The sequence below is a fragment of the Aquabacterium sp. genome (assembly GCF_049317225.1).
GTDB lineage: Bacteria > Pseudomonadota > Gammaproteobacteria > Burkholderiales > Burkholderiaceae_C > Aquabacterium.
On the sequence record NZ_JBMOIR010000007.1, the window covers coordinates 122718 to 131274 of the forward strand.

The 8557-nt window shown below is 60.2% G+C and carries 7 protein-coding genes and 1 tRNA gene; 5 read left to right on the forward strand and 3 right to left on the reverse strand.

Annotated elements, in window-relative coordinates:
• Positions 1-7: 7 nt before the first annotated feature.
• From mutY to mutM, 3 genes are all read right to left on the reverse strand, one after another.
• Positions 8-1111, reverse strand: coding sequence for an A/G-specific adenine glycosylase (mutY, locus tag ACOYNB_RS07280; RefSeq protein ID WP_422838445.1), 1104 nt, complete (start codon positions 1109-1111; stop codon positions 8-10).
• A complete protein-coding gene (locus ACOYNB_RS07285; RefSeq protein ID WP_422838446.1) occupies positions 1108-3072 on the reverse strand; it encodes a dynamin family protein in 1965 nt (654 codons plus the stop codon). Before ACOYNB_RS07285 ends, mutY begins: the two co-directional genes overlap by 4 nt.
• Before the next feature lie 96 nt (positions 3073-3168).
• Complete coding sequence (gene mutM, locus ACOYNB_RS07290; protein ID WP_422838447.1) at positions 3169-4005, reverse strand: bifunctional DNA-formamidopyrimidine glycosylase/DNA-(apurinic or apyrimidinic site) lyase; 837 nt, start codon at positions 4003-4005, stop codon at positions 3169-3171.
• A gap of 79 nt (positions 4006-4084) precedes the next feature.
• Between mutM and ACOYNB_RS07295 the strand changes: the two genes are divergently transcribed.
• From ACOYNB_RS07295 to ACOYNB_RS07315, 5 genes are all read left to right on the forward strand, one after another.
• Entirely contained in the window at positions 4085-5923 is a 1839-nt protein-coding gene (locus ACOYNB_RS07295) for a tetratricopeptide repeat protein (RefSeq protein WP_422838448.1), read from the forward strand.
• A gap of 5 nt (positions 5924-5928) precedes the next feature.
• On the forward strand, positions 5929-6552 hold the full coding sequence (locus ACOYNB_RS07300) for a lipoprotein insertase outer membrane protein LolB (protein ID WP_422838449.1): 624 nt from the start codon (positions 5929-5931) through the stop codon (positions 6550-6552).
• Positions 6553-6593: 41 nt separating this feature from the next.
• Complete coding sequence (gene ispE, locus ACOYNB_RS07305; protein ID WP_422838450.1) at positions 6594-7505, forward strand: 4-(cytidine 5'-diphospho)-2-C-methyl-D-erythritol kinase; 912 nt, start codon at positions 6594-6596, stop codon at positions 7503-7505.
• Positions 7506-7643: 138 nt separating this feature from the next.
• Positions 7644-7720, forward strand: a tRNA-Gln gene (locus ACOYNB_RS07310).
• Positions 7721-7863: 143 nt separating this feature from the next.
• A partial coding sequence (locus ACOYNB_RS07315) for a ribose-phosphate pyrophosphokinase (protein WP_422838451.1) occupies positions 7864-8557 on the forward strand: 694 nt, incomplete at its 3' end.

Sequence of the window (8557 nt, forward strand, 5' to 3'; positions counted from 1 at the left end):
GCCGACCTCACCCCAGCAGCAATTTGCTCAGCGGCGCAGGCAGGGCCTTTTGCGTCAACTCGGTCAAGGGCACCCAGGTGCCCTGCCCCCCCGCCGCCAGCAAGCGCTGTGTGAGCGCCTGTCGTTGGGCCTCGGTCTGCACCACGCAATGCCAAGGTGTCAGCCACCAGTCCAGGTGGGTGAGCACGTGCTTGAGGCGAGGTTGGCGTTCCACCGACAAGGCGTCGGTGGGCATCGCATCGACCCAGGCCGCCGCATCGGCTTCACTGTCGAGCAAGGGCAAAGTCCACAAGCCTGCCCACACACCCTTGTCCGGCATGGGTTGCAGCCAGACTTGGTCTTGCCACTGCCACCACATCCACCAGCTTTCGCGCACGCCGCGCTTGAGCTTGCGCGTTTTGACCGGGTAGGTTTCTGGCTGCCCAGCCGCCCTCGCCACACACAAGTCTGACCACGGGCACATCAGGCACGATGGTTTGCGGGGCGTACACACGGTGGCGCCCAGATCCATCAAGCCTTGGGTGTACGCAGGCATGTCTTGCGCGCGGGACGGCACCAACGCACCGGCGGCTGCCCACAGCGCCTTTTCATGGGCCCGAACCGACAGATCCTGCCCCCAACCCAACGCTCGACTCAGCACACGCTTCACGTTGCCATCCATGATGGACACACGCTCGTCAAAACAGAACGAAGCAATGGCCGCAGCCGTCGACGGGCCAATGCCCGGCAAGGTTTGCAAAGCCTGCGCCGTCTCGGGAAACACGCCGCCATGCGTACTCACCACGGCCTGGGCACAACGGTGCAAGTTCCTCGCCCGGCTGTAATAGCCCAGGCCGGCCCACAGCGTCAGCACCTCGTCCAGCGGTGCGGCCGCCAAGGCCTGCACATCCGGAAATCGCTTCAGAAATCGGTCGAAGTAGCCCAGAACGGTCGTGACCTGGGTTTGCTGCAACATGATCTCCGACAGCCACACCCGATACGGATCACGCACCTTCTGCCAAGGCAGATGATGGCGCCCATCCTGGCGTTGCCAGGCCACCAACCGGTCGGCCAACAGCGGTGTCACCCACTGCGCACGACACAGCAGGTCATCCGCTGTCATCTCGCTCATGACGGGCTGGTCTCAGGCTCAGTTGCCTCGGGTTCGTGCAGACTGTCGAAATTGGCCTGCCGAGTCAGCTCATCCACCAGCGTGGCGAGTCGAGTTTGCAACTGCAGCACGCGCTCATCTTGCGCCTGTACTTCCTGCACCCGTGCATCCAGCTCGCTCGAAGCCGACTGGATCCGATCCAGTGATTCATAGCGACGCTTGAAGTTGCGACGACGCTCGCGCAATTGACTGTCCACCTGCGCAGACGCCGTCTTGTTCCACAACTCCACGTCGTTGCAGACCGTCTCGAACACCACACGCAAACGCGAAATCAGCATGCGGCGGAATTGCTCCTGGAACGCTGGCTGTGCCAGACGGAAAGCCTGGCTCAACCCAAAGTACTGCACATAGTTGCGCTCGATCAGATTGAGATCGTCGTGGTACTTGCGGATGTCCAGTGGTGTATCCGCCACCAAGCTGAAACCAAACTCGGCGTTGAGCTTGGCGAACGAGGCAACCAACATCGCGTGAATTTCATCGCTGCGCCGCTGCGCCTGATCAATGCGTTCACGCAACCGTCCACACAACTCCACGAATGCCTTGCGTGCGCCCAGCGGCAACCACGAAGCCCCCAACACTTGCTGCAGGACTTCCACTTCCTTGCGCAGGCATTCCGCCGAAAGATCGCTCAAGGCCTCTTTCATCATGCGCGCATGAACCGTTCGCATGGCCTGTAAACGAGCCGTGCACAACTCGAACTCGGCCGCCTCGGCCTGCACACGCTGCAGCATCAACTGCACCTTGCCCGAACTCTTGCCGCGCAGGCTCCGCAGTTCCAGCAACTGATCAGCGCACAAGCGACGCATCTCGCCAAAACGGCGATTCAGTTGCGACTGAAACTGCGTGGCGCCCAAGATGGCAGCCTCCGCCAAATTCTCCCGACGACGCGGCAACAAACCCTCGGACAAGGCGTTTTCAAACGCCTCCATCCGGCTCGTGGCCAAGCCAGCCTCGTCCCCAGACAAGCGCGCTGCCAACGCTTGCCGCGCCGAAATCGGAAACACATGATCCGCCGGGATTTCCAGCGTTTGCGCCACGCTCTCGCATTGACGCTGAATCACAGCCTCTACCTCGGCTGGCGTACTCAATGGATCCGCCAACGCGTCGATCTTGTTGAGGGCCACAAATCGCGCCAAGGCCGGACCACAGAGGTGGTCACGCCAGATATCCAGATCAGACTTGGTCACGCCCGTGTCGGCACCCAGAATGAAAACCGTGGCATGAGCTTGCGGCAACAAGCCCAGCGTCAGTTCAGGCTCGGTTCCGATGGCATTCAGGCCAGGGGTATCAAGCACCACCAAGCCACGCTTGAGCAGTGGGTGCGGCAAATTGATCCGTGCGTGACGCCACACCGGCACTTCCACCATGCCGTCGGACAGGATGGCAGGATTGTCTGCCGGGCGCTCTTCGTCCCAAAACCCCAGTCGTGCCGCCTCTTGTGTGGACACATGACGCGTCCGCATGACTTCGGCCAATGCTTGCGCCATGCCATCCGGGTTCGACAAATCCATGTCAACCCACGTCCAGGCGCGAGGCTGACGACGATAGTCAGCCAAGGATGCCGCCTCCAGACGCGTCTCGATCGGCAACAAGGACAAGCCAACCGGCTCTTCGGCGTCATAGCCCAATTCCACCGGACACATCGTGGTGCGCCCTGCTGAAGCGGGCATCATGCGTCGCCCCTTGTCCGAGAAAAAGATCGCGTTGATCAACTCAGACTTGCCGCGCGAGAACTCTGCAACAAACGCCACCATGAACTTTTCGCCCGACAGGCGATGGCGCATGGCCTCGAACCATTCGGCCGAAGCATCGTCAAGCAGATCGTGTTCTCGGGCAAAACGTGCCAAAGCGCCCAGGCGAGCGTCAGTATCGGCACGCCACTGGCCCAAGGCATCCAGATGGCTGGCAAAAGTAGGCAACATGGGATTCATCCTAGCGCAAGCCCGGCGCTCTGTAACAAGGGCAAAAACGGATTTGGGACAAAACGTACACCGTTAAGACCGGAGTGTCTGCAATCGTCACCTTTTCTGACATATCGGACAGTAGTAAGTGGCCCGCTGCCCCTGAACGATGCGCCGAATGAACGAACCACACGCACGACACGGCGCCCCCTCTCGTCCGTAGACCTGGGTCGAAAGCTGAAAATGGCCTTGATTGCCTTGCGCATCCTTGAAGTCCTTCAAGCTTGAGCCACCCAGCGCCACCGCCTCACCCAGGACTGCACGCACCTCCCGCAACAGCCGCTCGCATCGCGGACCGCTGACACGCCCCGCCGCCAACCGGGGATCGATCCCCGCTCGAAACAGCGCCTCACAGGCGTAGATGTTCCCCGCCCCGACCACCACATCGCCAGCCAGCAAGGCCTGTTTGATGGACACCGATCGTCCCTTGAGCTGCTTGCGCATCCACTCCGGCGTCAGTTCAGGATCCCCAAAAGGCTCACGCCCCAGGCCCGACAACAGCTTCCCCGGCATCCCTTCGTGCATGGACGCACCCCAGACCACCGCACCGAAACGCCGTGGATCGTGAAGCCGCAAGGTCCCTCGCGTGGTCACCAGATCGAAATGATCGTGCCTGCCCGGCGCCCCGGGACGCCCCTCAAACGACAAGCTGCCCGACATCCCCAAGTGAATCAGGAGCCCTCCGGTCAACTGCCCGGAATGGGCGCTCAGAGGTAGCCAAAGATATTTACCCCGGCGAACAACCTCACCGACTCGACAACCTCGCAACTCGTCGCCATCCACGCCCAATGGCCAACGCAGCGGCTTACCCAGCACCACATCCACCACTTCAGCAGACACGATCTGGCCCGCAAAGCTCTGGCGGGTGACTTCAACTTCGGGCAGTTCTGGCATACCCCAAATGATACGGATACCCACGAAACCAAAACGCTACCAAAGCCTCAATAGAATGGCTGCATCTGCTGGAGTCTTCATGCCCGTTCATATCTCTCGCGTGTCCACGTCCTCGAATGCCCAAAGTCGGCAAATTTTCCCTCGGCACGCCTTGATCCCCTCTGCTGTCATGGCCCTGGCGCTCATCAGCAGCAGCTTGGCATGGGCCGCACCCAAGACACCGGCCAGCACCTCACAGACAACACCCAGCACACCCGTCACGATTCAGAACTCGGACCTGGACGCGCCCCTGTTCTATCAACTGCTGATTGCCGAGATTCAGGTTAACGCAGGCGAGGCAGGCACGGCTTACCAGCTCTACCTGGACGCAGCACGTCGCCATCAAAGCGGACAACTTTATCAGCGGGCTGTTGAAATTGCCCTTCGCGCACGAGCAGGAGAACAGGCGCTGACCGCAGCCAAAGCGTGGCGCCAGGCTTTGCCGCAATCACGCGAAGCCTCTGAGTTCACCGCGCAAATCCTCATGGCGCTGGGACGGGCCAATGAATTGGCGCCCCCCTTGCGGACACTCATCCAACTGACGCCGGCCACCCAGCAGCCACAAGTCATTGCCAGCCTGCCCAGAAGTCTGAATCGCCTGAGTGACCGTCAAGCCGCCGCCGCCGTGATTGACGAAGCCACACAACCCTGGCGCCAAGCCCCATTGGAACTGGCGGAGGCGTGGGCAGCAAGTGGTGAAGGCTGGCTGCAAGCCAAAAATCCACAGCGTGCACAAACTGCCGTGCAACGTGCACTTGCATTGAACCCATCTCTGCCAACCGCCGGCCTGCTCGCCATCGACCTGAGCGACCAATGGCCCGAAGCAGAACATCTCGTCAAAGCCCAGTTGACCAAGCCCGACGCGTCCGATGTCGTGAGACTGGCCTATGCCCGCAAGTTGACTCTGGCACAGCGCTATGACGAAGCTGCGCAGCAACTGGACCTCCTCATTGCCAAGCATCCGGAGCAACATGGCAACCGCATGTTGCTGGCCGCCATCCGCCTGGAAATGCGTCAGCCAGACCAGGCAGAAGCCGCTCTCAAACCCATTCTTGAAAACGTTCCCAGGGCAGATGGCAAGGCCAACGACCGTCGCAGCGCACTGCCTGCCGGGGAATTCGAGCAGGCCAGCCTGCTGATGGCGCAGGTCGCCGAGTTGCGCAAGCGCCCTCAAGAGGCACTTGAGTGGCTCGACCGAGCCGACCCCAAGCATGAAAAGATCGGCATCCAGTCGCAGCGTGCTCGGCTGCTGAGCAGTCAGGGCAAGTTGAAAGAAGCTCGCCAGGCACTGCGTGCACTGCCGGAGTCCGAGCCTCGTGATGCGGTCTTGAAATACCAGGCGGAAGCGCAATTGCTGCGCGACCTGCGGCAGTGGCCAGAGGCCTATCGTGTCTTGAGCGAAGCCACCGATCGCTTCCCGGAAGACACCGATCTCCTGTATGACCAAGCCATGCTGGCTGACCGTCTGCACAAACTCGATGACATGGAGCGCCTGCTGCGCAAAGTCATTGAACTGGCACCGGACCATGCCAATGCGTTCAATGCGCTCGGCTACAGCTTCGCAGATCGTGGCATCCGGCTGGAAGAGGCTCGCAAACTGATCACACAAGCCCTGACGCTGCGCCCTGGCGACCCCTTCATCACCGATAGCCTGGGCTGGCTGGAATACCGACAAGGCAACAAGGCCGAAGCCCTGAAACTGCTCAAAGAGGCATTCCAAGCGCGCCCCGATGCGGAAATTGCGGCCCATCTGGGTGAGGTTTTGTGGCTGACCGGCAAGGAAGACGACGCGCGGAAAGTCTGGCGCACCGGCATCCAGCAAGAGCCCGAAAATGACGCACTCAAAAGCACCCTGCAACGCCTGCGCGTGCATCTCTGAGCACCATGCATCAGCCTGATCACACCAGCGGCCTGCTTCATGCAGGCCTTTGGCGCTGCCTGCCCGCGGCATTCGCGCTGTCTTGCTTGAGCGCCTGCCAGTCCCCACTGCCGCCCAAACTCACGCCTGCGGCCCTCGACAACGCATCGGCCCTCGCAGTGCCGGGCGTCATCCAGCCCATCTCACTGCAAGGCCAGCTGAGCATCAAGCTTCAAGCCTGGAACGACACACCAGCCAAAGGCGTCAGCCTGGGCTTTTTCTTTCTGGGCACCCGAGATGCTGGGCAGCTTGACTTGATGACACCGCTGGGCAGCCAGATGGCCCGACTCGCCTGGCAACAAAACCGGGTCACGCTGACAGACACCAAAGGCGAGCAGCAATTCGATTCACTGGACGCATTGAGCGAACAGACCCTCGGGGAAGCCTTGCCATTGCGCGCGTTGGTGGACTGGATGCAAGGCACGCCATGTCAGGACCTGCCCTATGCATCAGAAGACAGCACGGACGTCTTCTCGCAAGCAGGGTGGCGTGTTGACACCAGCCATCTGAAAGAAGGGAAATTGACCGTCCAGCGCGCCGCATCGTCATCTCAGCGCGCGGTCGTGGTCAAAATTTTCCTGGATCGCTGACACCCTATTGACGCCGCCGCATCACCCTCGGTTTTTCGAACATGCCCAGCCTGCACAACCTGCCAGCACCCGCCAAGATCAACCTGTTCCTACATGTCACCGGACGACGAACGGACGGCTATCACCAGCTGCAATCGGTGTTCATGCTCATCGACTGGCAAGACACCCTGCACATTGATACGCGTCAGGATGGGCACGTGCGGCGCCACGACCTGAATGTGGCCCTCCCCGAAGAAGACCTTTGCATCAAGGCTGCACGCTTGCTGAAAACCGAGAGCCGAACGGCACAAGGCTGCGACATTCGCATTCACAAGACCATCCCCTGGGGCGCAGGACTGGGGGGAGGAAGTTCAGACGCCGCCACCGTGTTGCTGGCGCTCAATCAATTGTGGGGGCTTCACTGGCCACGACACCGACTGGAAGCACTGGCCGTGCAACTTGGCGCAGATGTCCCGTTCTTTGTGCGGGGCCACAACGCCTGGGTTGAAGGCATTGGCGAACGCATCACCCCGATCGCGCTGCCCGATGAGGTGTTGACAACACCCCTGATGTTGCTAAAACCACCACTGTCTGCCCCAACCAATGCAATTTTCGGCAGCCCAACGTTAAAACGCGACAGCGAGCATGCTACAGTAGCGTTCTTTCTTGCAGCGCCCAAGCAATTCGGCAGAAATGACTTGCAAGATCCGGCCAAGGCCTACCAGCCAGCAGACGGATCCAGCAATCAAATCAACGAAGCGCTTGAAGTCATGAAGAAACGATTCGGCAACAGCCGAATGACGGGATCCGGCAGCACCGTGTTTTCGTGGATCGATGATCACACAGACACAAGCACCCTCCCCTCGTTCAGCGCAGTTGACATCGGAATTCATGACGCCGCATGGGTCAGTCGCGTATGTCGCGGCCTGTCTCAGCACCCACTGCTCGAAGTTCTGGATCAGATTTCTGATTGACTTCGACGAAGTGCTGAAATACAACAGGCTTGCAAACAGCGCAAAAAACTGGCTACAATGTGAGGCTCTGATCAAGAGTGCAGCTTACAAGGTTGCGATGCAAACAAGACGCAAGTCTGACTGCAACGAAACCTGTGTAGGGGAGTCGCCAAGTTGGTTAAGGCATCGGATTTTGATTCCGACATGCGAGGGTTCGAATCCTTCCTCCCCTGCCAAATTTCTTGCTCAGTCACCTGACTGAGCGTCACCTGCCCTACACCTTCCGCGAAGGCTGTTATCCCTGGCAACACACAGGGACTCCCTAAAGGGCAAGGTGCTGGGCAGATGCTATTTTTGCCATCAGCCAGACGCACCCACCATGCTATCCGATACCGTTTTGTTCACAGGCAACGCCAATCCGGCTCTTGCTCAAGAAATCGCAACCCAACTCGGTATCAACCTTGGCAAAGCCATGGTGGGCCGCTTTTCCGACGGTGAAACCACTGTCGAGATTCAGCAAAACGTTCGCGGCCGCGAAGTGTTCGTGATTCAGTCCACCTGCGCCCCCACGAACGACAACCTGATGGAACTGCTGGTCATGGTTGACGCCCTCAAGCGCGCGTCGGCTAACCGCATCACCGCCGTCATTCCCTACTTCGGCTACGCCCGCCAAGATCGTCGCCCGCGCTCGACCCGTGTGCCCATCTCGGCCCGCGTCGTCGCCAACATGCTGGAAGCCGTGGGCGTCAGCCGCGTCCTGACCATGGACCTGCACGCTGACCAGATCCAAGGCTTCTTCAACATCGCCGTCGACAACATCTACGCTTCGCCCGTGCTGCTGTCTGACCTGCAAGCCAAGAACTACGAAGACCTGGTGGTCGTGTCGCCGGACGTGGGCGGCGTGGTGCGTGCGCGCGCACTGGCCAAGCAACTGGGTTGCGATCTGGCCATCATCGACAAGCGTCGCCCCAAGGCCAACGTGTCTGAAGTGATGCACGTGATCGGCGAAATCGACGGCCGCAACTGCGTGATCATGGACGACATGATCGACACCGCCGGCACCCTGGTGAAGG

What these genes read in the sequence shown, in the direction of transcription:
- mutY (WP_422838445.1), bottom strand. Translation starts at nt 1,111, where the DNA reads ATGAGCGAGATGACAGCGGATGACCTGCTGTGTCGTGCGCAGTGGGTG.
- ACOYNB_RS07285 (WP_422838446.1), bottom strand. Translation starts at nt 3,072, where the DNA reads ATGTTGCCTACTTTTGCCAGCCATCTGGATGCCTTGGGCCAGTGGCGT.
- mutM (WP_422838447.1), bottom strand. Translation starts at nt 4,005, where the DNA reads ATGCCAGAACTGCCCGAAGTTGAAGTCACCCGCCAGAGCTTTGCGGGC.
- ACOYNB_RS07295 (WP_422838448.1), top strand. Translation starts at nt 4,085, where the DNA reads ATGCCCGTTCATATCTCTCGCGTGTCCACGTCCTCGAATGCCCAAAGT.
- ACOYNB_RS07300 (WP_422838449.1), top strand. Translation starts at nt 5,929, where the DNA reads ATGCATCAGCCTGATCACACCAGCGGCCTGCTTCATGCAGGCCTTTGG.
- ispE (WP_422838450.1), top strand. Translation starts at nt 6,594, where the DNA reads ATGCCCAGCCTGCACAACCTGCCAGCACCCGCCAAGATCAACCTGTTC.